Annotated in this window: 24 protein-coding genes, 1 pseudogene and 1 other annotated feature; of the genes and pseudogenes, 16 read left to right on the forward strand and 9 right to left on the reverse strand. The window is 28.4% G+C overall.

Going from position 1 to position 25,130, the window contains the following annotated elements; all coding sequences use genetic code 11:
* Nucleotide 1: 1 nt before the first annotated feature.
* The 6 genes and pseudogenes from rsmA (at nucleotide 2) to Q4E08_RS01450 (ending at nucleotide 4,783) form a co-directional block, all read left to right on the forward strand.
* Entirely contained in the window at nucleotides 2-844 is an 843-nt protein-coding gene (gene rsmA / locus Q4E08_RS01425; RefSeq protein ID WP_303127380.1) for a 16S rRNA (adenine(1518)-N(6)/adenine(1519)-N(6))-dimethyltransferase RsmA, read from the forward strand.
* Between the two features lie 64 nt (nucleotides 845-908).
* Nucleotides 909-2,009 (forward strand): hypothetical protein, encoded by a 1,101-nt coding sequence (locus tag Q4E08_RS01430; RefSeq protein ID WP_303127381.1) that lies wholly within the window; start codon nucleotides 909-911, stop codon nucleotides 2,007-2,009.
* A gap of 116 nt (nucleotides 2,010-2,125) precedes the next feature.
* Nucleotides 2,126-2,884, forward strand: a complete 759-nt coding sequence (locus Q4E08_RS01435; RefSeq protein WP_303127382.1) for a prolipoprotein diacylglyceryl transferase — start codon at nucleotides 2,126-2,128, stop codon at nucleotides 2,882-2,884.
* Nucleotides 2,881-3,741, forward strand: coding sequence for a hypothetical protein (locus tag Q4E08_RS01440; RefSeq protein ID WP_368410141.1), 861 nt, complete (start codon nucleotides 2,881-2,883; stop codon nucleotides 3,739-3,741). Before Q4E08_RS01435 ends, Q4E08_RS01440 begins: the two co-directional genes overlap by 4 nt.
* Before the next feature lie 65 nt (nucleotides 3,742-3,806).
* Nucleotides 3,807-4,559 (forward strand): annotated as a pseudogene (locus Q4E08_RS01445) (Mrp/NBP35 family ATP-binding protein); the annotation flags it as partial.
* A 35-nt stretch (nucleotides 4,560-4,594) separates the two neighbouring features.
* Nucleotides 4,595-4,783: a ferredoxin gene (locus Q4E08_RS01450; protein WP_303127384.1), complete on the forward strand. Its 189-nt coding sequence runs from the start codon at nucleotides 4,595-4,597 to the stop codon at nucleotides 4,781-4,783.
* A gap of 36 nt (nucleotides 4,784-4,819) precedes the next feature.
* Here the strand turns inward: Q4E08_RS01450 and Q4E08_RS01455 are convergent, their stop codons facing one another.
* The 4 genes from Q4E08_RS01455 to Q4E08_RS01470 all read right to left on the reverse strand — a co-directional run bounded on the left by Q4E08_RS01455 (nucleotide 4,820) and on the right by Q4E08_RS01470 (nucleotide 7,573).
* Nucleotides 4,820-5,023 (reverse strand): hypothetical protein, encoded by a 204-nt coding sequence (locus Q4E08_RS01455; protein ID WP_303127386.1) that lies wholly within the window; start codon nucleotides 5,021-5,023, stop codon nucleotides 4,820-4,822.
* A gap of 79 nt (nucleotides 5,024-5,102) precedes the next feature.
* Nucleotides 5,103-5,555, reverse strand: a complete 453-nt coding sequence (locus tag Q4E08_RS01460; RefSeq protein ID WP_303127388.1) for a PadR family transcriptional regulator — start codon at nucleotides 5,553-5,555, stop codon at nucleotides 5,103-5,105.
* A gap of 2 nt (nucleotides 5,556-5,557) precedes the next feature.
* Nucleotides 5,558-6,403 carry a DegV family protein gene (locus Q4E08_RS01465; RefSeq protein WP_303127390.1) on the reverse strand — a complete coding sequence of 282 codons (846 nt, stop codon included), beginning with the start codon at nucleotides 6,401-6,403 and terminating at the stop codon, nucleotides 5,558-5,560.
* 132 nt (nucleotides 6,404-6,535) lie between these two features.
* Complete coding sequence (locus Q4E08_RS01470; RefSeq protein ID WP_303127392.1) at nucleotides 6,536-7,573, reverse strand: DUF3048 domain-containing protein; 1,038 nt, start codon at nucleotides 7,571-7,573, stop codon at nucleotides 6,536-6,538.
* A gap of 270 nt (nucleotides 7,574-7,843) precedes the next feature.
* On the opposite strand from Q4E08_RS01470, the gene Q4E08_RS01475 reads away from it, so the two are divergent.
* The 3 genes from Q4E08_RS01475 to Q4E08_RS01485 all read left to right on the forward strand — a co-directional run bounded on the left by Q4E08_RS01475 (nucleotide 7,844) and on the right by Q4E08_RS01485 (nucleotide 12,147).
* Nucleotides 7,844-9,961: an anaerobic ribonucleoside triphosphate reductase gene (locus tag Q4E08_RS01475; RefSeq protein WP_303127394.1), complete on the forward strand. Its 2,118-nt coding sequence runs from the start codon at nucleotides 7,844-7,846 to the stop codon at nucleotides 9,959-9,961.
* A 172-nt stretch (nucleotides 9,962-10,133) separates the two neighbouring features.
* Nucleotides 10,134-10,652, forward strand: a complete 519-nt coding sequence (nrdG, locus tag Q4E08_RS01480; protein ID WP_303127396.1) for an anaerobic ribonucleoside-triphosphate reductase activating protein — start codon at nucleotides 10,134-10,136, stop codon at nucleotides 10,650-10,652.
* Between the two features lie 22 nt (nucleotides 10,653-10,674).
* The gene (locus Q4E08_RS01485) at nucleotides 10,675-12,147 is read left to right on the forward strand and encodes a leucyl aminopeptidase (RefSeq protein ID WP_303127398.1); all 1,473 of its coding nucleotides are present in this window, start codon (nucleotides 10,675-10,677) and stop codon (nucleotides 12,145-12,147) included.
* A 97-nt stretch (nucleotides 12,148-12,244) separates the two neighbouring features.
* Here the strand turns inward: Q4E08_RS01485 and asnS are convergent, their stop codons facing one another.
* A complete protein-coding gene (asnS, locus tag Q4E08_RS01490) occupies nucleotides 12,245-13,639 on the reverse strand; it encodes an asparagine--tRNA ligase (RefSeq protein ID WP_303127400.1) in 1,395 nt (464 codons plus the stop codon).
* 64 nt (nucleotides 13,640-13,703) lie between these two features.
* Nucleotides 13,704-13,963, reverse strand: a binding site (T-box leader).
* A 99-nt stretch (nucleotides 13,964-14,062) separates the two neighbouring features.
* Between asnS and Q4E08_RS01495 the strand changes: the two genes are divergently transcribed.
* Entirely contained in the window at nucleotides 14,063-14,479 is a 417-nt protein-coding gene (locus Q4E08_RS01495) for a cytochrome b5 domain-containing protein (RefSeq protein WP_303127403.1), read from the forward strand.
* A gap of 44 nt (nucleotides 14,480-14,523) precedes the next feature.
* Here Q4E08_RS01495 and Q4E08_RS01500 read toward each other — a convergent pair whose 3' ends face one another.
* Nucleotides 14,524-15,222, reverse strand: coding sequence for a metallophosphoesterase (locus Q4E08_RS01500; protein ID WP_303127405.1), 699 nt, complete (start codon nucleotides 15,220-15,222; stop codon nucleotides 14,524-14,526).
* Nucleotides 15,223-15,372: 150 nt separating this feature from the next.
* Here Q4E08_RS01500 and Q4E08_RS01505 point away from each other — a divergent pair, with 150 nt between their 5' ends.
* Entirely contained in the window at nucleotides 15,373-16,452 is a 1,080-nt protein-coding gene (locus Q4E08_RS01505; protein WP_303127407.1) for a Xaa-Pro peptidase family protein, read from the forward strand.
* Nucleotides 16,453-16,588: 136 nt separating this feature from the next.
* On the opposite strand, the gene Q4E08_RS01510 is transcribed toward Q4E08_RS01505, so the two are convergent.
* Both Q4E08_RS01510 and Q4E08_RS01515 read right to left on the reverse strand, forming a co-directional pair.
* On the reverse strand, nucleotides 16,589-17,815 hold the full coding sequence (locus tag Q4E08_RS01510; RefSeq protein ID WP_303127409.1) for a NupC/NupG family nucleoside CNT transporter: 1,227 nt from the start codon (nucleotides 17,813-17,815) through the stop codon (nucleotides 16,589-16,591).
* 51 nt (nucleotides 17,816-17,866) lie between these two features.
* Nucleotides 17,867-18,685, reverse strand: coding sequence for a purine-nucleoside phosphorylase (locus Q4E08_RS01515; protein WP_303127411.1), 819 nt, complete (start codon nucleotides 18,683-18,685; stop codon nucleotides 17,867-17,869).
* Nucleotides 18,686-18,969: 284 nt separating this feature from the next.
* On the opposite strand from Q4E08_RS01515, the gene Q4E08_RS01520 reads away from it, so the two are divergent.
* Nucleotides 18,970-19,431: a YdcF family protein gene (locus tag Q4E08_RS01520; protein WP_303127413.1), complete on the forward strand. Its 462-nt coding sequence runs from the start codon at nucleotides 18,970-18,972 to the stop codon at nucleotides 19,429-19,431.
* A gap of 30 nt (nucleotides 19,432-19,461) precedes the next feature.
* Here Q4E08_RS01520 and murC read toward each other — a convergent pair whose 3' ends face one another.
* Nucleotides 19,462-20,841, reverse strand: a complete 1,380-nt coding sequence (gene murC / locus Q4E08_RS01525) for a UDP-N-acetylmuramate--L-alanine ligase (protein WP_303127415.1) — start codon at nucleotides 20,839-20,841, stop codon at nucleotides 19,462-19,464.
* A 289-nt stretch (nucleotides 20,842-21,130) separates the two neighbouring features.
* Between murC and purR the strand changes: the two genes are divergently transcribed.
* The 4 genes from purR to Q4E08_RS01545 all read left to right on the forward strand — a co-directional run bounded on the left by purR (nucleotide 21,131) and on the right by Q4E08_RS01545 (nucleotide 24,949).
* Complete coding sequence (gene purR / locus Q4E08_RS01530) at nucleotides 21,131-21,949, forward strand: pur operon repressor (RefSeq protein WP_303127417.1); 819 nt, start codon at nucleotides 21,131-21,133, stop codon at nucleotides 21,947-21,949.
* 111 nt (nucleotides 21,950-22,060) lie between these two features.
* A complete protein-coding gene (gene spoVG / locus Q4E08_RS01535) occupies nucleotides 22,061-22,333 on the forward strand; it encodes a septation regulator SpoVG (RefSeq protein ID WP_303127419.1) in 273 nt (90 codons plus the stop codon).
* Between the two features lie 228 nt (nucleotides 22,334-22,561).
* The gene (glmU, locus tag Q4E08_RS01540; protein ID WP_303127421.1) at nucleotides 22,562-23,932 is read left to right on the forward strand and encodes a bifunctional UDP-N-acetylglucosamine diphosphorylase/glucosamine-1-phosphate N-acetyltransferase GlmU; all 1,371 of its coding nucleotides are present in this window, start codon (nucleotides 22,562-22,564) and stop codon (nucleotides 23,930-23,932) included.
* Nucleotides 23,933-23,989: 57 nt separating this feature from the next.
* On the forward strand, nucleotides 23,990-24,949 hold the full coding sequence (locus Q4E08_RS01545) for a ribose-phosphate diphosphokinase (protein ID WP_303127423.1): 960 nt from the start codon (nucleotides 23,990-23,992) through the stop codon (nucleotides 24,947-24,949).
* The last annotated feature ends 181 nt before the right edge of the window (nucleotides 24,950-25,130 follow it).

The following is a 25,130-nucleotide window of genomic DNA, read 5'->3' on the forward strand; positions in this document are numbered from 1 at the left end:
TATGGAAATAAAAGATTATAAAACTCAAGAACTTGTAAAAAAGTACAATTTTAAATTTTCGAAGAGCTTAGGACAAAACTTTCTTATAGATGACTCAGTTCTTACTGATATAGTTCAAGGTGCTGATGTTAATGATGAAGATTTAGTAATAGAAATAGGACCAGGGGTTGGAACTTTAACTGCTCAGCTTTTAAATAAAGCTAAAAAAGTTGTTTCAATAGAATTAGATAATGATTTAATTCCTATATTACAAGAAGAACTTGGAGGTCATCCAAATTTTTCATTAGTACATAAGGATGCTTTAAAGGTAGATTTCAATGAAATAATTGGAGATGAAAAAAGTGTAAAATTAGTTGCAAATCTTCCTTATTATGTAACTACTCCGATAATAGTAAATCTTTTAAAAGAAAAATATAATTTTAAAAGTTTAACTATAATGATACAAAAAGAAGTTGCAGAGAGAATAAATGCAGAACCAAACTGTAAAGAATATGGTTCATTATCATTATTAGTACAATATTACTGTAATACAAAAATAATAAGAAAAGTATCACCAAGTTCATTTATACCAAGACCTAAGGTTGATTCAATAGTAATAAGGTTAGATAGATTAGATAGTCCAAGAGTTGAAGTTAAAGATGAAAAACTTATGTTTGACATTATAAGAAATTCTTTTAATATGAGAAGAAAAACTTTATGGAACGGAGTAAAAAATATAGGTATAGATAAAGAAAAGCTACAAAAGGCATTTGATGATGCTGGAATAGATCCAAAGAGAAGAGGAGAAACTTTATCTTTAGAAGAATTTGCAAAGCTTAGTGATGAAATTTACAAATATAAGTAAATTTCGATTATCATAATAGGTACCTTACTGCATATACTATATTGAATAAATGTATGCGGAGGTAATGGGGAAATTGGCACATAGTAAATTATATAGAAATTTTATAATTCTACAAGAAGATGAAAGAAGTAAGAGTTCTTCAGATAAGGCACTGTCAGGATATGCAAAAATAGAATCAAAAGGGGATAAGTGCAAAATAACATTTTACACACAAAACTTAAAAAAAGAAGATGATTATACTATAGTACTTATTTGTTATAAAAAAGATTTAAAGCAAATAGTGGATATTGGTAAACTAAAGGTTAGTGATTCTGGAAAAGGTGAGGCGTGTATAGAATATAATTCTGATAATATAGCAGGATTAAATATGCATTATGATAAAATATCAGGAGCTGGTATATGTAAAAAGAAATCAGATGGATTAGATTTTACTATGTATGGATTTATGAGCGGAGAAAAGTTAGATGACAACTGGAAGAAATGCAAAGTAGTAAAATGTGATTATGATGGACTTAAACCTAAATCAAGAGAGTATATAAAAAGAGAGGTTATTGAACCAGAAGTTGAAGAAAAGCATACTGATATAAAAGAGAACTTAGATATAAATCAAAATAAAGAAGAAGTTGTTAAAGAAGAAGTAGAAAATATTAAAGCTGAACATAAAAACAATGAGGAAGAATTAACAAATAAGTTTGAAGATTATGAAAGAAGTATAGAGATAGAAAATGTAGATCCTTATGATTTTAAATTAAGAGGTGGTATTGGAGATTTCTTTGAAAACTTAGTTAAAGGTTTTGAGGAAGTTAAAGATGGATTCAAAGAATTAACTTATACTAAATGGTATAAGATACCTGTACATGATATAGAGGATATGTGTGATTCAAAAGATTATAATAAATATTCTATTTTATATTATCCTATGATTAATTATTATCCATATATCAGAAAATACGGTTATTTTATGATGGGATATAAATGTGATAAAAAAGGAAACTTAAAGTACTTAGTTTATGCTGTGCCAGGTAAAAAAGATAAGGATGAGCAACCTTATGGAGGAAAATCAGGATTTATTACATGGTGTAAGAGAAAAAGTAATGATGAATATGGTTTTTGGTTAATGTTCTATGATTATAAAAATTCAACAATTGTAGTTCCAGCTAAGTAATAAATTTGTAATATACAATAATTTGCAAGTAATATTTGAAAGTATTATAATTTAGATATAATTAGGAGAAGCTTAAGCTTCTCCTAATTAGTTATATAGGGTGTTTAGGAGGGAATATGAGACAAGTACTTTTTGAAATTTTAAATTTTAAGGTTTATAGTTATGGGTTTATGATTGCTATAGGTGTAATATTAGCATCAACATTTTTTATAAGAAAAGCAAAAAGGTATGGATATGATGAAGATAAGTTATTAAATTTAATAATTGTAACAGTTATATCAGGTATATTAGGAGGAAAGTTATTATTTATAATTACTGAATTTAAGGACATAATAAATAATCCGTCAATTCTATTTAATTTTGGTAATGGATTTGTAATATATGGAGCTATAATATGTGGTGCACTAGGACTATATTTATATTGTAGAAAAAATAGATTTGATTCTATACAATTATTAGATTTTGTTGTTCCTTTTGTTGCTTTAGCACAGGGGTTTGGAAGAATAGGATGTTTTTTGGCTGGATGTTGCTATGGAAGAGAAACAACACTTCCAATTGGAGTAGTGTTTCCAAGTGGGTCTTTAGCACCTAGTGGAATACCTTTAATACCAACTCAATTATTTAGTTCCGTATTTGATTTTTTATTAGCAAGTTTTTTGATATGGTATAGCAGAAAAGAAAGAATTAAAGGTAGGATACTTGCTGTATATATTATAATTTATAGTATTGGAAGATTTTTTATAGAATTTTTTAGAAATGATCCAAGAGGAAATATATTAATGTTTTCAACATCGCAATTTATAGCTATATTTACTCTTGTATTAGGAGTTATAATTTACAATTTAGATAAATTTAAAAGGAGAGAAAATAAGTGAATAGACGGGTAATATCAAAATTAGCAATGCTTTGCATTATGGTTGTTATTGGAACAACTATGGTTGGATGTACACCTGTAAATAATGTTTTAGTAAAGCTTGGATTTAGAAACAATGATTTTGATTATATGAAGACTAATAAGGTTGATGAAATAGTCATAGAGAATAGTCGTGATACTGGTTTTAGATTTGAAGTTACGGATCCGAAGGCAATAGAGGAAATATACAAAACATTATCAGCAGGAAACCCAGAGCCGGAAAAAAGTTCATTAGATCCTGATTACATATTTGAGATTCATACAGGAGACAAAGTTAAAAAGTATTATTATGTAGTAGGTGTTAATGAAAGTAGGAGAGGAAACTTTTATGATTCAAATAATGCCTATAAGGTACCAAGAGATTTGGATCAGACAATAATTAATAATTTATCATTTATAAGAAGACCTAGAGATTTTAATTCAATATATTATGGTACAATAATGAAAGTAATGGAAATGAATAAAGGTGCATTAGGTGATGGTAATCACAAAGTTGGAATTAATATACTAAGTGATTTAGATTGTGTTAAATATTTATTTTCAACAGATTTACAAAAATTCCAAAAGGATTTACAAAAAGTAATACCGGGGGCTGAAATAATAAATAATAACAACCAAAATGACTTTAATGTAGTTGTAACTGTTCAAAACATGGGATATAGCACAGATGTGTTTAGAACATTAATAACTGTAGATAATAAGATTGATAAGACTTACCAAAAATATTATGTTGTAGGACATTATGAATTTAAAAAATGGGAAATTACAGTCGGAAGCGATGGTAAAAAGCCTGATAATTGGAGTCAAACAAATAAATAAGGGAGGATTTACATATGAATAATGCTCAAAAAGCTACAATGAATCCATTTGGTAAAAAGCCAAAGTATGGAAAAATAAAAAATGTAATAGGGATAATAAGTGGAAAAGGTGGAGTAGGAAAATCTACTGTAACAGGAATAACTGCAACTATGCTTAGAAAAAAAGGTTATAAAGTTGGAGTTTTAGATGCAGATATAACAGGACCATCAATGCCAAGATTTTTTGGTATAAATAATGAAAGAGCGCAAATAATATCATTAGATGAACAAAATATAAAGTTCATTCCAGCTACAACTAAGAGTGGAATAAAGGTTATGTCAATGAATCTTTTAACAGAAGTTGAAGATGATCCTGTTATATGGAGAGGTCCTGTAATAACTGGAGTTTTAAATCAAATGTATTTTGATACAGAGTGGGGAGAGTTAGATTATCTTCTAATTGATATGCCACCTGGAACAGGAGATATAGCGCTTACAGTTATGAAGGAGTTCAATGTTAAGGAACTAATAATAGTTTCTACACCACAGGATATGGTATCAATGATCGTTAAAAAGGTTGTAAAAATGGCTGAGAAAGTAGGCACACCTATTAAGGGTGTAGTTGAAAATATGGCTTATATAACTTGTGATAGCTGTGACAAAAAGCTAAGAGTATTTAGTAAAAAGTCAGCAGAAGAGCATGCAGAATACCTTGGTTTACCACTTTTAGGAGAACTTCCAATAAACCTAGAACTTACAGAAGCTCTAGAAGAAGGAAGAGCTGAGGAGTATGTATTAGATAATGCTCTATATTCATTAATATTTGAAGGCTTATATTAATACATACTCTCTATGTATGAGAGGAGTAATTTAATATGAAAGCTAATGTTGATAAGGATACTTGTATTGGATGTGGATTATGTCCATCAATATGTCCAGAAGTATTTGATATGGATGATGACGGAAAGGCTGTTGCAATTTCACCTGACGTTCCACAAGAAAATGAAGATGGAGCTAAAGAAGCAGCGGAAAATTGTCCAGTAAATGCAATTAGTGTAGAGTAATAAAAATAGCAAGCTTATATAAGCTTGCTATTTTTATTAAAAGAAGTCATTCATAAGAGGATTTATTATATAATTAGAAAAGTTATGATTACTTGGTGAAGATGAGTTATCAAAAGATACAGATATATAATCTCCAATAGATGCACCAGCTATTTCGCATAAAGGGCGTGAAATCAAGGTGCCATTTTCTAATTCTATAAATGCCTCTAAATTATTTATATCTAATATTTTACCTCGCATAACACTACCTCCTTTTTATTATTAGTGTTAGCGTATTTATTAATATATATACAAAAAGGATACTAAGTTAATAGTATCCTTAATAAATATCATTATATACAATTTTGAACACATCTAATGCTTCTTCAATTTTAGATTTAAGCAAAGATTTTTTTCTTAAGTATTCTTTCTTTCCTTCATTTGTTAAAGAATATATTTTTCTGAATTTCTTTTTAGGATCATCCCATTTCCAAACTACAAGACCGTCTTTTTCTAATGATTTTAGAATTGGATATATTCCACCTGTACTAGGAATCCATTTTCCTCGTGTACGCTCTCCAATTGAATGTGAGATATAACTACCTGTGGCTGGTGTAGAATTCAATATATGAAGAACATAAATGGATAATAAACCTTTTGTAAAAACTTGACCCACAGCATCTTTTTCTTTTTTTACTTTTTTAAGTTCCATCATATTTCTTTTATATTCTTCATAGAGTCTTTTTTCCTCAGCCTTTATATCCATTGAGTCAGAAAAATTTAAATTACTCATAATTATACCTCTTGGACTACAACTCCTAGTAAACCAGGACCAGTATGAACTCCAAGAGAAGGTCCTATTGTAGCTGGCGCGATAGATTCTATATTATCAAGTTTTGAGATAGCATCATATAAAGCATTAAATTCTTCATCAGATGAACCACCACATAGAACCCAAACTTTGCTTTTACCCTTTTCAAGGTGTTCTTTTGCTATTTTTACTAATTTGTTCATAGATTGCTTTCTACCACGAACTTTAGCAAATGTATAATAAACACCTTCATCATTAACTGATATTATAGGTTTTAAATTTAAGATTTCTCCGATAGTACCTGCTACTTTTCCTATTCTTCCACCTTTTTTTAAGTATTCTAATGTGTTTATAGTAAAGTATCCATGAGTTTTCTTACGAAGTTTTGGAAGTTCCTCAATTATTTCTTCAAAAGTTTTACCTTCTTTAACTAATTGAGCGGCATTTAATACTAATGCACCTTCAGCCATACTAAGAATTTTAGTATCAAAAACATAAGATGTTAATTTAGGGTGATCTTCAAGTGCTAATCTTATAGCATTACCTGTACCTGAAAGCCCACTTGAGATTGTAACTGCAATTACATGAGTGTAACCTTCTTCTTCTAATTTATTAAGAATATTTTCTATTCTAGAAGCACTTGGTAAAGAAGTTGTAGGAATTTCTTTTTCTAATGATTCATAAACCTCTTTTGGACTTATATCTATTTTATCTTCAAATTCTCCATTAGAATATATTATTCTAAATGGTGCAAACTCTATGTTATTTTCTTTTAATTGTTCTGTAGTTAAATCTGATCCACTATCAGTTAAAATGGCAATTTTTTGCATATAAATACCTCCTATTAAAATGATTAAAGCAAGTAAACTTTATCACTACTGATAATATAAACTATATCATTACTGATATAGTTTAGCAATATAAAAGAAATTATTATTAAAATAATTTCTTTTATAAAAAAATTAGTAAGAAATAGAAGAATCTGAATCTACTATATTCCATATTGTATTACCAGGAGATAAGCTAATTTCATTACCTTCTGTATCAAAAAGCATAGTATCACTTGTCTCTGAATCTTTAGACCATAATATATTTATAACTTTACCATTAGAAAATAAATAACCTTCACCATCATTAATTAAATCTATATCTAAATGAGAATTATCTGTTTGAAGAGTGATATCGGCTTTTTGAACTATTATGTTATTGAATGTTAAGGGTTTATTAGTTATAGCATCAATTGCAATTTTACCATCCATATATTTAGTATAAGAACCATTTTCGAAAACATATTTAGTTTCATAAACGTTATTTGGTTTTACAGTTATATTTGAGCTTGTTTTTAAATTATCTTTATTAAAATAGCTAGAATCAAATTTTAAATAAGATTTTGCAGTTAAGTTATATTTCTTATCTTTTATGGCAGTTAATATTTTTTCACTTGATGTATAAAGATTATGTGGTGCTTTTCTAGAATTATCCCTATAATAATATTTTCCATTTTTCATTTCATTTAAACTCATTAAAGAATCATCATTTTCAACTTGTGATAAAGCTTCCTTTGAACCACCACAATGAGCAATAGGTAATGAATATTGTTTTGATAGTGTTAAAAAATAAGGGCGTATACTTCTTATAGGTCCTATTTTTTCTGAAGTTTTACTATGATATAAGGCAATAAATCTAGGAATTCCACCTTCTGCTGAGGTTTCATAGACAATATCTGCAAAGGAGAGTCCACTTTGAGGCCTTGAAGCTTTAGAATTTTCAACAACTGCCATATAAGGAACTTTATTTTGAGGATCCTCTGATGATTCTACACCTGTAAAGGGATAATAAAATTTTTTAGTTTGTTCTATATTATTTGAAGATGTAGTTTTTGATTCATCTAAAATTTCACTTTGATTATTTGATGAATTTTTTTGTTCTTCAACTTTACAAGACATTACAGAAGTAAATGTAAAAATTGTAAATAATGAAATTAATAAAAATTTTCTCATATTTATCTCCTTTTTTTATTTAATGATACTTAATATATATAATGTTTTATAGAAAATGATTACTTTAATTTAAAAAAATATTTTTCTTAATAAAAATAAAAAAATAAAATAAAAAAGAGAGATAATTAGACTTAATATAAGCAAAGAATAAGCAAGGATAAAATATCAAATAAATTTAAAATAAAAGCTGATTGCACTAGAATATCTTTTGAAGTATAATAAGACAGTACTAAAATTGGTACTATATATTGTGTTATGGGGGTCGTTTAGATGCTATATGTTGTAAAAAGGGACGGTAGAGAGGTTGAGTTCAATTCAGAGAAGATAGTTAATGCTATAAAGAAAGCAGCTGAAGATATAGGTGTAAACCTAAAAGCGAGCAAAACGTTAGATATCGTTCAAAAAGTTATTGAGTATATAGAGGTGTCTGGGGAAAATAGAATATCTGTAGAGCAAGTTCAAAATCTTGTTGAAAAAGCTTTAAAGGATTCAAACTTAGATAATGTTGTTATTGCATATCAAAATTATAGAAGAGAGAGAACTAAGGTTAGAGAAATAAAATCAGACCTTATGAGAGCTATAAGTAAAATAGGTGTTGAAACAGATAGAGATAATGCTAATGTTGGTAATAATTTTAGTTCTAAATTATTAAGAATAGCATCAGAATCAAATAAATGGCATAACTTAGCAAATATGCCAAAGTATTTATCAAAAGCACATGAAATTGGAGATCTTTATTATCATGACTTAGATAGTTATAACTTAACTACTAACTGTCTACACATTCCAACTAAAGAGATATTAGAGAATGGATTTAATACAGGATATGGAACTATAAATGCACCAAGAAGAATAGAAACGGCAGCAGAATTATCATGTATATTATTACAATCAACTCAAAATGATATGTTTGGTGGTCAATCACATCCTGACTTTGATAATGATATGTCTATATTTGTTAAACCAACTAGAGAAGAAATAATATCTGAGTTTAAAGAACTTGGATTACCTCAGGAAAAAATAGAGGAACTAGCAGAAAAAAAATTAAAAAATAGAATACATCAAGCAATGCAAGGGGTAGTTTATAATTTAAACACAATGCATTCAAGAGCTGGTTCACAAGTACCATTTAGTTCAATAAATATAGGAATACCAGAATCAAGAGATGCAGCTTTAATTTGTGAAATATTCTTATTAGAGTATGAAAAAGGTTTAGGAAAAGGTGAGCAACCAATATTCCCTAACATAATTTTTAGAGTTAAAGAAGGCGTAAATAGGGAACCAAATGATCCTTATTTCTATTTATATGAGTTAGCTTGTAGAGTTGCGGCTAAAAGAATGAATCCTACATTTATGAATATAGATGCAGATTTTAATAAAAAATATTATGATATGGGTATTACTCCAGCTACTATGGGATGTAGAACTTATCTTATGAGTAATGTAAATGGAGAGCCTGGTGTTAAGGGAAGAGGTAATATAGCTCCTACAACTATAAATTTACCTAGAATAGGAATACAAGCTCAAGGTAATATAGATAGATTCTTTAAAATATTTGATGAAAGATTAAATTTAGCTAAAGAATCATTACTTCATAGATATGAAGTATTAAAGCATTTAAAAGTTAAAGATTTACCTTTTGTAGCAGGTCAAAATTTAATGAAAGGTTCAGAAGGTTTATTACCAGATGATTCAATAGAACCAATATTAAAACAAGGAACTTGGGGAATTGGATTTATAGGTCTTGCAGAAACATTAACTGCATTAGTAGGAAAGCATCATGGTGAAGATGAAGATGCTAGACAACTTGGTATTAAAATTATTGAACATTTAAGATCATTCTGTGATAGAACAGCAGAAGAAACAAAACTTAACTGGAGTGCTTATGCAACACCAGCTGAAGGTTTATCAGGAAAATTCATTAAACAAGACCAAAAGGCGTTTGGAATTATTAAAGGTGTAACTGATAAAGAATATTATACAAATAGTTTCCATGTTCCAGTTAATTATGCAATATCTTTAAAGGATAAGATAGATATAGAAGCACCTTATCATAAACTATGTAATGGCGGACATATAAGTTATTTAGAAGTTGATGATTGTCCATCAGGTGAAACTATAATGTCTATATTAGATTATGCATATAAGAAAACTAATATAAGTTACCTAGGAATTAACTTCCATATAAGATATTGTAAAGATTGTGGAACATACTTACACAATCACGAGCAAAAATGTACTAATTGTGGAAGTGTAGATATACAAGGAATTTCTAGAGTAACAGGATACTTAAGTTTAGATGAAAGATTTGGACCTGGAAAGTATCATGAAAGACAGGATAGAGTTACTCATACAGGAACAGGGGTTAATCACTATCAAGATTGTTAATTAAAAATAGATTAAGGCTGCTACAATAGTAATTGTAGTAGCCTTTTTAGCAAATAATATTTAAGAAAGTATTATAAAGATATTAATAAAATTAATTAAGTAATAAATATTTTTGATTATATTGATAGTAATTATTGGAATGATATAATTAATAGATAAGAGGAGTGAACTTATGAGCAAAAATATAAGACTTGCAGGAATAGCTTATGAAAGCCTGGTAAATGGACCTGGAATACGAAGAGTTTTCTTTGCACAAGGATGTAGACATAATTGTGAAGGGTGTTTTAATCCTGATACTCATGATTTTAATGGTGGAGAAGAAAAAAACATGGATGAACTTATAGAAGATGTTTTAGAAAACCCTATGATTAAAGGAGTGACATTTAGTGGAGGCGATCCTTTAGAACAAGCTGATAAATTTGCATATATGGCAAAAAAGTTTAAAAATAATGGTTTAAATATTTGGTCATTTACTGGATATACATTTGAACATATTTTAAATAAGATGAATGAAAAAAAAGAATTAAAAGATTTTATAAATAATATAGATGTTTTAGTAGATGGAAAATTTGATCAAAATAAAAAAGAGGATGGAATTAGATTTAGAGGATCAACTAATCAAAGAATAATAGATGTTCCTAAAAGTTTAGCTCAAGGTAAAATTATTTTATTAGAAGAATATATGAAATAATAAGAATATGGAGGGGTATTATATGAATATAACTGTAAGTAATGTTAAAGAGAACTTTGATGGAAGAATAATTCCTTTATTTGAAGGTAATTTAGACATTAAGGATAATAAGTTAAAAGAAATTTTATCTAATTTAAATAGTAAAGATAAGTTTAAAGGAAAATCTGGAGAAACTTACATATTAACAAACGAGAACGATGGAAATATTGAAGATACAATTTTAATAGGTCTTGGAAATGAAGAAGATATAAATTTAGAAACTATTAAAGAAAATATATCAAAAGCCTATAAAAAGATGAAAGAGCTTAAAAATGTATCTATAGCTTTTAATATGATTAATACAAATAAACTTGATGCTTTAGAAATTATAAAAGCTATTACATTATCATTAATGCTTTCAGATTATGAATTTATAAAATATAAAAAAGATAAAGAAAATAGAGAAGTGTCTGTATCAATTATTGGTGTTGAAGAAGCATTAATAAATGAAGCTAATGAATTTGTTAAAGAAGGAATAGATATAGCAGATGGAGTTAAAATAGCTAGAGAATTAGTAAATGAACCAGCAAATGAAATGTATCCAGAAACACTAGCTGATGCAGCAACTATACTTGGAAATAAATTTGGTTTTGAAGTTGAAGTTTTTGATAAAGAAAAAATTGAAGAATTTGGAATGGAAGCTTTTATGTCTGTTGCAAAAGGTTCAGCTAGAGAACCAAAGCTTATTGTTATGAGGTATTTTGGAGATAAACACAATAAAAAAGATATTTTAGGACTTGTTGGTAAAGGATTAACTTTTGATACAGGTGGATATTCATTAAAACCAACTAATGGAATGGAAACAATGAAATCAGATATGGGTGGAGCAGCTGCTGTAATAGGTGCTATATCAGTTATTGCAAAAAGAAATCTTGCTATGAATGTTATAGGAGTAGTAGCAGCTTGTGAAAATATGATATCAGGATGTGCGTATAGACCTGGAGATATTATAGGTAGTATGTCAGGAAAAACTATAGAAGTTTTAAATACAGATGCAGAAGGTAGATTAACTTTAGCTGACGCAGTTACTTATATAAGTAAAAAAGAAAAGGTTAATGAAGTTATAGAAATGTCAACTCTTACAGGTGCAGCACTTGTTGCTTTAGGAGAAACTACAACAGCTGCTATAACTAATGATAATGATTTATTTAAAGAATATAAAACAGTAACTGAATATACTGGAGAAAAGGTGTGGGAATTACCAACATTTAATGAATATAAGGAGCTTATAAAATCAGACATTGCTGATTTAAAAAATATTGGTGGCAGAAATGCTGGAACAATAACAGCTGGATTATTTGTTGAAGAATTTGTAGAAGAAGGTGTACCATTCTTACATTTAGATATAGCAGGAACAGCGTGGACAGATTCACCAAAGCCTTATAAGGCTAAAGGTGGTACAGGAGTTCCTGTAAACTCATTATATGAATTTGCAAAAGGTAGAGAAAATAAATAAAATAATAAAAAAAGGCCAGTATCTTTTAAAGATACTGGCTTATATCTATTTATAGCCCCTAAATTTTTTATTGCTTATTGCTTAAATTATTTTATAATTAGAAATCTGATTGACCAGTTGTTCTTGGGAATGGAATAACATCTCTGATATTTGACATACCAGTAATGTACATTATTAATCTTTCAAATCCAAGACCGAATCCAGCATGCTTAGTTTCTCCGTACTTTCTAAGCTCTAGATACCACCAGTAATCTTCTTCAGCTAAGTTAAGTTCAGCCATTCTATTTTTTAATATATCAAGTCTTTCTTCTCTTTGGCTACCTCCAATTATTTCTCCTATTCCAGGAACTAGAAGGTCCATAGCTGCAACTGTCTTATTATCATCGTTCATTCTCATATAGAATGCTTTAATATCTTTTGGATAATCAGTTACAAATGTAGGTCTTTTGAAATGTTCTTCTGTTAAATATCTTTCATGTTCTGTTTGAAGGTCAATTCCCCATTCAACAGGATATTCGAATTTTTTACCACAGCTTTTAAGTATCTCTACTGCTTCAGTATAAGTAACTCTAGCAAAATCTGAGTTTGCAACGTGGTTTAATCTTTCAACTAATCCCTTATCAATAAATTTATTGAAGAATTCAATTTCTTCAGGACATTCTTTCATTACATATTTAATTACGTAAGTTAACATTTCTTCTGCAAGTTTCATATCATCTTCTAAGTCAGCAAATGATATCTCAGGTTCAACCATCCAGAATTCAGCAGCATGTCTTGCTGTATTTGAATTTTCAGCTCTAAATGTTGGTCCGAATGTATAAACATTTCTGAATGCTAAAGCAAATGTTTCAGCGTTTAACTGTCCTGAAACTGTAAGATTAGTTTCTTTTCCAAAGAAATCTTTGCTATAATCAACAGCACCTTCTTCAGTTTTTGGAGTTTCATTTAAGTCAAGAGTAGTAACTCTAAACATTTCTCCAGCACCTTCACAATCACTTCCAGTAAGGATAGGAGTGTTTGTATAAACAAAGTCTCTTTCTTGGAAGAACTTATGTATTGCATAAGCAGCAACAGATCTTACTCTAAATACAGCTGAAAAAGCATTACTTCTTGGTCTTAAGTGAGCGATTGTTCTTAAGTATTCAAATGTATGTCTTTTCTTTTGAAGCGGATAGTCTGAATCTGACATACCTTCAATTACTATTTCCTTAGCTTGAATTTCAAATGGTTGTTTAGCATTTGGAGTTTCAACTAAAGTTCCGATTATTTTTAATGATGAGCTTATTGGAAGTTTTGAAACTTCTTTAAAGTTCTCTAATTTGTTATCAAATACTATTTGAATATTTTTAAAGAAAGAACCATCGTTAATTTCAATAAATCCAAAAGCGTTTGAAGCTCTTAAAGTTCTTATCCAACCTGATATAGTTACATCTTTATTTAAATATTCTGATGTATTTCTATAAAGGGATTTAACTAAAATATTTTTATCCATTTAAATTTTACCTCCTATAACTTGAAAATTAATTTATAAAATAAAAAAACCTTCCATCCCAAAATAATGGGACGAAAGGATACTATCGCGGTACCACCCAAATTGCTATAAAATATAGCCAACTTAAATTACAGGCACATTTTATGCCCTTCTAGAAGCTAACGGTCTAGATGTCCGTCTAAGTCTACTAACAATTTAAAATTAATTTGCTTTCGGTTAGAAACTCTGAGATGTTCTTCAATCATAGGCTTCGTATAAGGCTTACACCATCCCTTACTCGCTAAGACTACATCCTAAGTCTACTCTTCTCTTCACAGTTTTTATAAAAAATATATTAAGTTGATTTTACAATACTTTTCTAACAAATGCAACATACTTATCATATATTATCATATATTTATCAATAATTATATGAGGTTGTTTATGTTACTAGAAAAAATTATAAATAAAAAAAATAAAGATCTTAATGAATTAAAAGATATGTTATTTTACAGAAATGATGATGATAGGAAGCAAATTATAAGAAATATAAAGGTTATAACAGAGGATTTATTTTTATTATTAGAGGAAGAAAAAAATTTGAGAAATAATTTTGTTTTGAAAATAAGAAGAGAATTTACTTTAGGTGAATTATCAAAATATAATGGAAAAAATAATAATTTAGCATATGTAGCTATAGATGGTACAGTATATGATGTAACTGGAGTTACAGGATTTAATGAAAATGGACATTTTGGAGTTAAAGCTGGAACAGATGTAACAGAAAGTTTTTATGAGTGTCATAAGGGAGATAAAAGTATATTAAGTAATCTTAGAATTATTGGAGTTTTAAAGCAATAAAAACATACCCCATAATTAATTGTATAATTAATTATGGGGATATATTATTCAGCTCCAGTTTCAAAAGATCTTATCAAAGATTCAGGAAACTTAAGCATAGTCATATCTTTTACTATTCTTTTAACTTCATAAGTAATTTCTTTAATTTCTGCCTTTATAGGTTTATTTTTTTCAACTTCTATTAGGCAATAAGTTGGATTTGGTCTTCCTATTTTTGGTTTTCCTATACTTCCATCATTTATAAAAAGTTTATTTCCAAATTTTTTTATTGAAGGTATGTGTGTATGAGCACATACTAGGGCATCTTCTTTTAGGTTTTCCATAATTGAAGCTGTATTATCATTACCTTCAAGTAAGTATTCATTTATTGCATTTGGACTTCCATGAAGGAATAATATTTTCTTATCTTCAAATTCCAAAGTTAAAGAGGTTGGAAGAGAGTTTAAATAAAATTTATTTGCTGCTCTAAGCTCGTCCACGGCCCATGGTAGTGAAAATGAATTAATAGAGTTTTCTCTTATATATGTATAACTTCCATCTACAACAGATGCATCGTAATTACCTTTTAAACAAAGAATATTTCTTCTTTTTATCATTGATATAACTTCATTTGGGTGAGGACCATATCCAACTAGGTCACCTAAGCAAATTATAGTATCAACCTTATTATCTTCTATATCTTCTAAAGCTCTCATTAGTGCATAAATATTGCCATGTATATCTGAAATAACTGCTATTTTCATAAAGCTAGCCTCCTAAAAATTTCTCAATAATATTATATCACTTAGAAAATAATATAAATATTAAATAATACTTAAAGAATTGTAATTATTTGAACTTTATTCATATTAGTATATTATAATAGTAATATAAAACAATACGGAGGGATAAGAATGAAAGAGAACAGAATAAATAATGTTATAAAAGAAATGCAAAAAAATAATTTAACACAAATGATAGTTTCATCACCATCATCACTTTTTTATTTAACAGGAAAGTGGTTCCATCCAGGAAATAGAATGGTAGCTTTACTTATTAAAACTAATGGAGAACATAAATTAGTAAATAATAAGTTATTCCCTGTAGAAGAAGATTTAGGAATTGATATAGTTTGGTATGATGATATAGAAAATCCAGTTGAAATATTAGCTAAGTATGTTGATAAAGAGGCGGTTTTAGGAATTGATAAAACTTGGCCAGCACATTTTTTATTAAGTCTTATGAAAATTAATGCAGCTAAAAATTATGAAAATTCATCACCAATAATTGATAATTTAAGAATGATAAAAGATGCAGAAGAAATAGAATTAATGAAAGAAGCTTCAAGAAGAAATGATGAAACAATGAAGGAGCTGTGGAAGCATTTAGAAGAAGGAAAAACTGAAGAAGAATGTACTGAAATATTAAAAGATTTATATGCTAAAAATGGAATGAATAAATTTTCATTTCCTCCAATTATAGCGGTATCACCAAACGGAGCAGATCCACATCATGAAACAGATAATTCAGCTATAAAAAGTGGTCATAGTATAGTTATTGATATGGGAGGAGTTTATAAAGATTATTGTTCAGATATGACAAGAACTGTATTCTTTAAAGAAGAGCCTTCAGAAGAACATAAAAAGATATACAACATAGTAAAAGAAGCTAATGAAAGAGCTATAGCTATAATAAAGCCAGGAGTTAAGTTTAAAGAAATAGATAATGCAGCAAGAAGTTATATTGAGGAAATGGGATATGGAGAATATTTTACACATAGAACAGGTCATTGCATTGGTATAGATTGTCATGATTTTGGTGATGTAAGTGCTGCAAATAATAATGAAGTAAAACCTGGAATGATATTTTCAGTAGAACCAGGAATTTATTTAAGTGGAGATATTGGTGTTAGAATAGAAGATTTAGTATTAGTTACTGAAGATGGTCATGAAAGATTGAATAAAGTAACTAAAGAATTAACTGTAATAAAATAATTAATATATTTTAAAAACAATTAATAATCAAGTTATTTTATAGTATTTACTACGATATATTTTAATTTTTATTATAGTGTAAATAAAAAGAGTACTTTTAAAAAAGTACTCTTTTTATATTTATAAGTTTATTTTACTAAACTGAGAATAAAACTCCAGCTATTGTTCCTGTTAAACAAGTTGCAAGAGCTCCTCCTAGTAATGCTTTAAATCCAAGTTTTGCAATTAAACCTTTTCTATCTGGAGCTAAAGCACCTATACCACCAATTTGGATAGCAACTGAACTTATGTTAGCAAATCCACATAGTGCATAAGTTAATATAAGAACTGTTTTTGGTTGTAAAGTTCCAGCAGCTACATATTTAGACATTTCTGAGTATGCAACGAATTCGTTAATCATAACTTTTTGACCAAGTAAACTACCAGCAGTTCCTAAATCAACAGTAGGTATACCCATTACAAATGTTAATGGTGAGAATATTTTACCTAATATCCATTGGAAGCTAAGTGTTGGGAATCCAAATAGTCCGCCAATTGCAGCTAATATGTAGTTAAGTAAAGCTATAAGTGCAACGAATGCAAGAAGCATAGCAGCAACGTTAAGGGCAAGACCTAAACCTTCACTAGCTCCATTTGCAGCAGCTTCAACAACATTTGATGCTGTTTGTTCTACTTTTACATCAGTAGTACCTTTTGTTTTTGGTTCTTCTGTTTCAGGTACAAGAATTTTAGCTAAGATAAGTCCAGCAGGAGCAGCCATTATACTACCAGCAAGTAAGTCACCTGCATTAATTCCCATTGCCACATATCCAGCCATAACTCCACCTGCAACAGTAGCCATACCACCGACCATTATAGCCATAAGCTCTGATTTAGTCATATCTTTTATAAAAGGTTTTACTAAAAGTGGAGCTTCTGTTTGTCCTAAGAATATGTTTCCAACAGCACTTAATGTTTCAGCGCCTGATGTTCCAAGTAATTTGCAAAGACCTTTAGCGATAATTTTAACTATGAATTGCATAATTCCTAAGTAATAAAGTATTCCCATTAAAGCTGAGAAGAAGATAATTGTTGGAAGAACTTGTAATGCGAAAATCATTCCAAAAGTATCTTGATTCATTAAGTTACCAAATAAGAACTTTGAACCTTCAAGAGTAAAGTCAAGTAATTTTGTTATTGCTTTACTACAAAAATCGAAGAAAGCTCTACCAGCTGGGATCTTTAATATAATTAGGGCAAATACAACTTGAAGTGCTAACCCTATACCAACTAAACGCCAATTGATTTTCTTTCTGTTGTCTGAGAACAGCGTAGCTATTCCTAAAATTACTATGATTCCGATTAATCCAATAAATCTACTCAATGTTCTTTCTCCTTTGTATATAATTTTTACTTATAGACTTAAGACTGTTCTTTATAGATTTTTAATTATTTCTTTAGTTAGAGTTATAAAACTATTTTTAGCTTTATTTGAAGTTTCTATAACTTCTTCATGATTAAGTGGTTGTTTTAGTATTCCAGCAGCCATATTTGTTAAACAAGATATGCCCAATACTTTTATTCCGGAATGATTGGCAACAATAACCTCTGGTATCGTTGACATACCTACTGCATCACCACCTAAAATTCTAACCATTCTAATTTCAGCTGGAGTTTCGTAAGTTGGCCCGCTAAACATAGTGTAAACGCCTTCTTTTATGTCAATATTTAAATCTTTAGCGATATTTTTTGTAAGATTTATAAGCTCTGGATTATAAGCTGTTGACATATCAGGAAATCTTGGTCCGAATTCATCTAAATTTTTACCAATTAAAGGATTGCTTCCGGAAAGATTAATGTGATCATTAATTATCATTAAATCCCCAGGTTTAAAATTTGTATTTACAGCACCTGCGGCATTGGTAACGATTAACTTGCCTACGCCTAAAAGCTTCATTACTCTAACAGGAAAAGTTACATCCGTCATTTTATAACCTTCATAATAATGAAATCTTCCTTGCATAGCAATTACAATTTTTCCTTCTAATTTTCCTATAACTAGACGACCTTTATGACCTTCTACAGTAGATACAGGGAAATTAGGTAATGTTTCATATGGATAAAATTCAGGTTCTTCAATTAAGTCAGCTAAAGATCCCAAACCTGATCCTAGAATAAGACCAATTTCAGGTTTATATTTACTTTTAGAAAGTATATATTCTGAAGTAGTCTTTAAAGTGTTTGATAAATCCATTTAATCACCTCTACTAGTTGTATTATTGTAAAATTTAAAAAGAGCATAGAAACAAGTCTACCATATAGATTATAGAATAAAATTAATTAAATTAAAATATAAAAAGCAAAAAATTTAATAAAAGAAAAAATAAAATTTTTGGCAAATCACCAAAAGTATACTTGAATAAATATAATAGTATATACTAATTTGTGGTGGTGAAGATTATAAGTACTATATTAATAAATTTAGTAATCATTTTCACGATAACCTTAAAAATAATTATTGCACCACATTTATTTAAAGTGGAAAAGAGTGATGTTATAGTTATTTTAGGTTGTAATTTAAATAGTATTTTTATGAATCAAAGGTTAAAAAAATCTATTGAATTATACAATGAAGGAATCGCAAAATATTTTATTGTTACAGGAAAAGGAAAAGGAGATATAAGTGAAGCTTTAGGAATGAAAAATTTTTTGGTTAATTTAGGTATTGATGATAATAATATATTTATAGAGGAAAAGGCAAAAAACACATATCAAAATTTAAAATTTTCTAAGAATATAATGAATAATAAAGGGTTTAAAAAAGCTGTAATTGTTTCGGATTATTATCATATTGCTAGAATAAAGATGATAGCTAAAAGAATTAAGTTAGATTGTTCATTTGCAACATGGCCTGTTAAAAAGTTCAATAAATATGAAGTTAAGGCGATTTTAAGGGAAGTAATAGCTTATATAAAAGATTTTATTATTGTATATGAATAAAAAGGTGGTATAACCACCTTTTTAAAAAATTTATTTATTATTCAAAAATTTTTCTCCAACTATAACAACATCACCAGCACCTACTGTTAAAAGCATATCTCCAGGATTTATATTATTTTTTACATATTCAACAGCTTCATCATGAGAGTGTACATTAGTACATTTAACACCTGTTTTTCTTATTGCATCACCTAATTCGTCAGATGAAACAAGACCAGTATCTTTTTCTCTAGCAGCATATATATCCATTAATACTAATTCATCAGCATCATTAAATGCTGTAGTAAATTCATCAAATAATGTTTTTGTTCTAGTATAAGTATGTGGTTGGAATACACATATTGTTTTATTGTGAGGAATTTTTTTAGCAGTACTTAAAGTTGCTTTTATCTCAACTGGATGATGAGCATAATCATCTATAACTGTAACTCCATTTAATTCCCCTTTGTATTCAAATCTTTTATGAGCACCCTTGCACTCTTTTAATCCATCTATTATATCATCATAAGGTAGATTAAAAATAAGTCCTACACATGCACTTGATAATGCATTTAAGATGTTGTGTTTACCTGGCATATTTAATTGTAAATCAAATAAATCTTCTCCATCTTTACAAACAGTGAAAGATGCACAACCTCTATTATCATATTTTATATTTGTTGCAGTTACATTAGTATCCTTAAATCCATAGCTTATAGTATTGCAATTAGCTTCTTTTAAAATTTTAGCAACATTAGGGTCTTCACCATAACCTATTAAGTAACCATCTGTAGGAATTAATGTTGAGAATTTTTTAAATGTTTCAGTTATATGATTTAAATCTCTATAATAATCTAAATGATCAGCATCTATATTTAATATTATTCCTATGTATGGGAAGAATTTTAAAAATGATTCTTTATATTCACATGCTTCTGTAACAAAATATTCACTACTTCCTATTCTGTAATTACCGCCTATTACATCAAGTTCACCACCTACAAGTATAGTTGGATCTAAATTTGCTTTAAGAGTTATATTTGTAATCATAGAAGTACATGTAGTTTTACCGTGTGTACCTGCGACTGCAACATTATATTTATGACCTTTCATTATAAGACCTAAAAATTCTGCTCTATCCATAAGGTGTATATTATCTTCTTTGGCTTTAATTATTTCAGGATTATCTTGTGGAATTGCAGCCGTATAAACAACTAAGTCAACATCTTTTATATTATCCTTTTTATGTCCTATATAAATTTCAGCACCTTTTTCTTTTAAGCTATTAGTTATTTCTGATTCTTTAGAATCGGAACCTGAAACTTTAAATCCATTATTTAAAAGTACAGCAGCAAGACCGCTCATACTTATACCGCCAATTCCTATAAAGTGAACCTTTTTATTGGTATCTTTTAAAAAATCAAATGACATGAAATCAACCCCTTTTTTATTTATTTTATGATTATATAAGTTTAATGTTTTAAAAATTAATTTTTTATTTTATAACCATTTATAATTATATACATTTTTAATTAAATGAACACAAAAATTAACTAAAAATTATATCAATTTAAAAAAGAATTTTCAATTTATTTTACATTAAGTGATTAAAATGTATTGCACTAGGAAAAAATATAGAATAAAATATGAATATTGAGAGTGAAAAATTATGATATAATTCGTATAAATTCGAATAATTATTAAGATGCAGGTGGTTTTCATGGAAAAGTTAAGTAGAAATAGTAGAGTTGTTGTAATTACAAAGATACTAATAGAAAATCCGAATAAAATTATCGGATTAAATAAATTTTCAGAGTTATTAAATGCAGCAAAATCAACTATAAGTGAAGATATAGTTATAGTTAGAGAAATATTAGCAAAGTTTGAAATGGGAAGAGTTGAAACCATAGCTGGTGCTGCAGGAGGTATAAGATATATACCTGAAACAAGTGTATCAAAAGGAAAGGAATTTGCTTTAAGCCTTTGCGATTTATTAAAAGATGATGGAAGAGTGGTTCCGGGAAATATAATATATATGACAGATTTAATGTATAATCCTGAAATAATAAGTAAAGCTGGAACAATACTTTCTTCTTGGTTTGAAAATATGGATATTGATTATGTAATTACAGTAGAGACAAAGGGAATTCCATTAGCATATGAAGTTGCTAGAAATTTAGGAGTTCAACTTGTTATTGCAAGAAGGGACAACCAATTTACAGAAGGAACAACTATGACAATTAATTATGTGTCAGGTACTAGTGGGAAGCTCCAACAAATGTCATTATCTAAAAAATCAATGAAAAGTAATTCAAAATGTGTATTCATTGATGATTTTATGAAAGGTGGGGGAACTGCACTTGGAATAAAGGATCTTTTAAAAGAATTTGATAGTGAATTAGTTGGAATAGGAGTTTTAGTTGATAATAAAGAAGCTAAAAAGAAACTTATTGATGAATATATATCAATAGTTGAATTACATTCAGTAAATGAATCATCAATAGTTGATATACGTCCTTCTAAGATATTTGAAAAATAGATAAATAATTTACCACACCAATAATAAATTTAAAAATTTACCAAATAAAAGAGGATATTGCCAATGTATGGAGAATTTATAATATCATAAAGGCAACTGGAGGTGTGGTCAATGCAAATTACAGACGTTAGAATCAGAAAGATAGCTACAGATGGGAAGATGAAAGCAATAGTATCAGTTACTTTTGATGATCAATTTGTAGTTCATGACATTAAGGTTATTGAAGGGCAAAATGGGTTATTTATTGCTATGCCAAGCAGAAAAACACCAGATGGTGAGTTTAAGGATATAGCACATCCTATAAACAGCGAGGCAAGGGACGTAATACAAAGAGCTATTCTTGAAGCGTATGATAAAGCTTTATCAGAAGAAATAGCGGAATAATTTATTAAAAATAAAAGGGATTTTCCCTTTTATTTTTTTGTAACTTACTGAAATAAGAATATTATAAAGGATAATAAAACAATATACATATATTATAAGTTTTATTGTATTGTTATCTAAGTTGAAATAGTTAGTTTGTTGAAATATAATAAAATAGAATTAAAATGTACTAAAATATAATACTATAAAAAATCGGGTTAAATATAAGTAATTAATAGAGGTGGTAAAATGTATAAATGTGCATTAATACTTGCAGCTGGTCAAGGTACTAGAATAAAGTCAGATTTACCTAAGGTTTTACATAAGGTTTGTGGCAAAGAAATGGTAAATCACGTTATAGATAATATGAGAAAAGCAAATATCAATGATGTAAATGTAATTATAGGAAAAGGAGCAGAGTTAGTTAAAGAACAAACTAATGATAGAAAAGTTTCTTATTCATTACAAGAAGAACAATTAGGAACAGGACATGCAGTTAAATGCGCAGCTGAATTCTTAAAAGGAAAAAAAGGAATTGTAGTAGTATTTGCTGGTGATGCACCGCTAACAAAAGAATCAACAATAGAAGAATTAATAAAAACACATGAATCAAATGGAAATTCAGCAACTTTATTAAGTGCTATAGTTGAAGACCCAACAGGCTATGGAAGAATAATAAGAGATGATGAAGGATATGTTTTAAAAATTGTTGAACATAAAGACTGCAATGAAGATGAATTATTAGTAAATGAAATGAATGCAGCAATGTATTGTTTTGACATAGAAGATTTAGTTAATTCATTAGATAAGCTTTCAAATAATAATACACAAGGTGAATATTATCTTACAGATGTAATAGGAATTCTTAAAGAAGAAGGAAAAAAGGTTGGGGCGCTAGTTACTGATTATGAGGATACTATAGGAGTTAATTCAAGAGTTCAACTTGCAGAAGCAGAAGAAATATTAAGAAATAGAATTAATTTAAAACATCTTAATAATGGTGTAACGTTAATAGATCCAAAATCAACATATATAGGAATAGATGTTGAAATAGAAAAAGATACAATTATATATCCAGGAACTATATTAGAGGGAAATACTAAAATAGGTTCAAACTGTATGATAATGCAAAATTGTAGAATTAAAGATAGTATAATAAACGAAGGTGTTACTGTAGAATCTTCAGTAATATTAGATAGTGAAGTAGGAGAAAATACTACTGTTGGACCATTTGCATATATAAGACCAGAAAGTAAGATTGGTTCAAAAGCTAGAATAGGGGATTTTGTAGAAATTAAAAAATCTACAATTGGTGATGGAACTAAAGTATCACATTTAACTTATATTGGAGATGCTGAAGTTGGTTCAGGATGTAACTTTGGATGTGGTACTGTTGTAGTAAACTATGATGGAAAAGTTAAGAATAAAACAGTAATTGGAAATAATAGTTTTATTGGATGTAACACAAATTTAGTTTCACCAGTAACTGTTAAAGATAATACTTATATTGCAGCAGGTTCAACAATAACTAATGATGTTAATGAAGGTGAACTTGCAATAGCTAGAGCTAAGCAAAGAAATATATCAGGATGGGTAGAGAAAAAGGGATTAAAGAAGTAATCAATAAAAATTTATTTATATATAAAAGAGCTAAATTTGAGGAGGTCTTCATTAATTATGTTAAGTCATGGAAAGAATATTAAAATATTCACAGGAAACTCACACCCAGAATTAGCGCAAGAAATTGCAAAAATATTAGGGCTAGAAGTAGGTGCGGGCGATGTAGGTACTTTTAGTGATGGAGAGATATCAGTAAATATAGGTGAGACAGTAAGAGGTGCTGACGTATTTATAGTTCAATCAACTTGTTCACCTGTAAATAATAACTTAATGGAATTACTTATAATGATTGATGCATTTAAAAGAGCATCAGCAGGAAGAATAACAGCTGTTATTCCATACTATGGATATGCAAGACAAGATAGAAAAGCAAAATCAAGAGATCCAATAACTGCAAAATTGGTAGCGGATTTACTTACAACAGCAGGAGCTCATAGAGTTTTAACTATGGATTTACATGCTGCTCAAATTCAAGGGTACTTTAATATACCTGTTGATCATTTAGTAGGTTCACCAATACTTTCAAAGTATTTTGTAGATAAAGGATTAATAGATCAAGATGATGTTGTTGTTGTGTCTCCTGATCTTGGAAGTGTAACTAGAGCCAGAAAATTTGCAGATAGATTACATGCACCAATAGCAATAATAGATAAAAGAAGACCTAAGGCAAACGTATCCGAGATAATGAATATTATTGGAGATGTTGAAGGAAAAAGATGTATATTAATAGATGATATGATAGATACAGCAGGAACTATAACAAATGCAGCAAATGCTCTAAAAGATTTAGGCGCAAAAAATGTATATGCATGTTGTACTCATGGGGTTTTATCAGGACCGGCATTTGAAAGAATAAATAATTCAGCAATTGAAGAATTAGTAATGTTAAATACAATAAAACTTCCAGAGAATATTGATAAGAAAAAATTTAAATCAATATCAGTTGCTCCTATATTTGCAGAAGCTATAAAGAGAATATATAATAATGAACCAATAAGCAAATTATTTGAAGCATAATAGTTAATGTATTAATACATAATATACATAAAGAAAACCTCTAGATAAATCTGGAGGTTTTGTTTTATAACTATTTATATAATAATGAAATATTACAGTTAACAAATTGTAACTTTTATATGAAACTATATTAAAAACTGTGAAAAAATGATAAATTTATAATTGTTAGTTAATTTTTAAA

The organism is Clostridium sp. (assembly GCF_030532265.1).
Taxonomy (GTDB): Bacteria; Bacillota; Clostridia; order Clostridiales; family Clostridiaceae; genus Clostridium.

Bases quoted from the DNA above. Each gene is read 5' to 3' on its own strand.
- Q4E08_RS01465 (WP_303127390.1), bottom strand. From the start codon at position 6,403: ATGCAAAAAATTGCCATTTTAACTGATAGTGGATCAGATTTAACTACA.
- Q4E08_RS01475 (WP_303127394.1), top strand. From the start codon at position 7,844: ATGCTATATGTTGTAAAAAGGGACGGTAGAGAGGTTGAGTTCAATTCA.
- Q4E08_RS01515 (WP_303127411.1), bottom strand. From the start codon at position 18,685: ATGGATTTATCAAACACTTTAAAGACTACTTCAGAATATATACTTTCT.
- Q4E08_RS01430 (WP_303127381.1), top strand. From the start codon at position 909: ATGGGGAAATTGGCACATAGTAAATTATATAGAAATTTTATAATTCTA.
- Q4E08_RS01435 (WP_303127382.1), top strand. From the start codon at position 2,126: ATGAGACAAGTACTTTTTGAAATTTTAAATTTTAAGGTTTATAGTTAT.
- Q4E08_RS01495 (WP_303127403.1), top strand. From the start codon at position 14,063: ATGTTACTAGAAAAAATTATAAATAAAAAAAATAAAGATCTTAATGAA.
- Q4E08_RS01470 (WP_303127392.1), bottom strand. From the start codon at position 7,573: ATGAGAAAATTTTTATTAATTTCATTATTTACAATTTTTACATTTACT.
- purR (WP_303127417.1), top strand. From the start codon at position 21,131: ATGGAAAAGTTAAGTAGAAATAGTAGAGTTGTTGTAATTACAAAGATA.
- Q4E08_RS01545 (WP_303127423.1), top strand. From the start codon at position 23,990: ATGTTAAGTCATGGAAAGAATATTAAAATATTCACAGGAAACTCACAC.
- nrdG (WP_303127396.1), top strand. From the start codon at position 10,134: ATGAGCAAAAATATAAGACTTGCAGGAATAGCTTATGAAAGCCTGGTA.
- asnS (WP_303127400.1), bottom strand. From the start codon at position 13,639: ATGGATAAAAATATTTTAGTTAAATCCCTTTATAGAAATACATCAGAA.
- murC (WP_303127415.1), bottom strand. From the start codon at position 20,841: ATGTCATTTGATTTTTTAAAAGATACCAATAAAAAGGTTCACTTTATA.
- Q4E08_RS01460 (WP_303127388.1), bottom strand. From the start codon at position 5,555: ATGAGTAATTTAAATTTTTCTGACTCAATGGATATAAAGGCTGAGGAA.
- rsmA (WP_303127380.1), top strand. From the start codon at position 2: ATGGAAATAAAAGATTATAAAACTCAAGAACTTGTAAAAAAGTACAAT.
- Q4E08_RS01485 (WP_303127398.1), top strand. From the start codon at position 10,675: ATGAATATAACTGTAAGTAATGTTAAAGAGAACTTTGATGGAAGAATA.
- Q4E08_RS01455 (WP_303127386.1), bottom strand. From the start codon at position 5,023: ATGCGAGGTAAAATATTAGATATAAATAATTTAGAGGCATTTATAGAA.
- Q4E08_RS01505 (WP_303127407.1), top strand. From the start codon at position 15,373: ATGAAAGAGAACAGAATAAATAATGTTATAAAAGAAATGCAAAAAAAT.
- glmU (WP_303127421.1), top strand. From the start codon at position 22,562: ATGTATAAATGTGCATTAATACTTGCAGCTGGTCAAGGTACTAGAATA.
- Q4E08_RS01500 (WP_303127405.1), bottom strand. From the start codon at position 15,222: ATGAAAATAGCAGTTATTTCAGATATACATGGCAATATTTATGCACTA.
- spoVG (WP_303127419.1), top strand. From the start codon at position 22,061: ATGCAAATTACAGACGTTAGAATCAGAAAGATAGCTACAGATGGGAAG.
- Q4E08_RS01450 (WP_303127384.1), top strand. From the start codon at position 4,595: ATGAAAGCTAATGTTGATAAGGATACTTGTATTGGATGTGGATTATGT.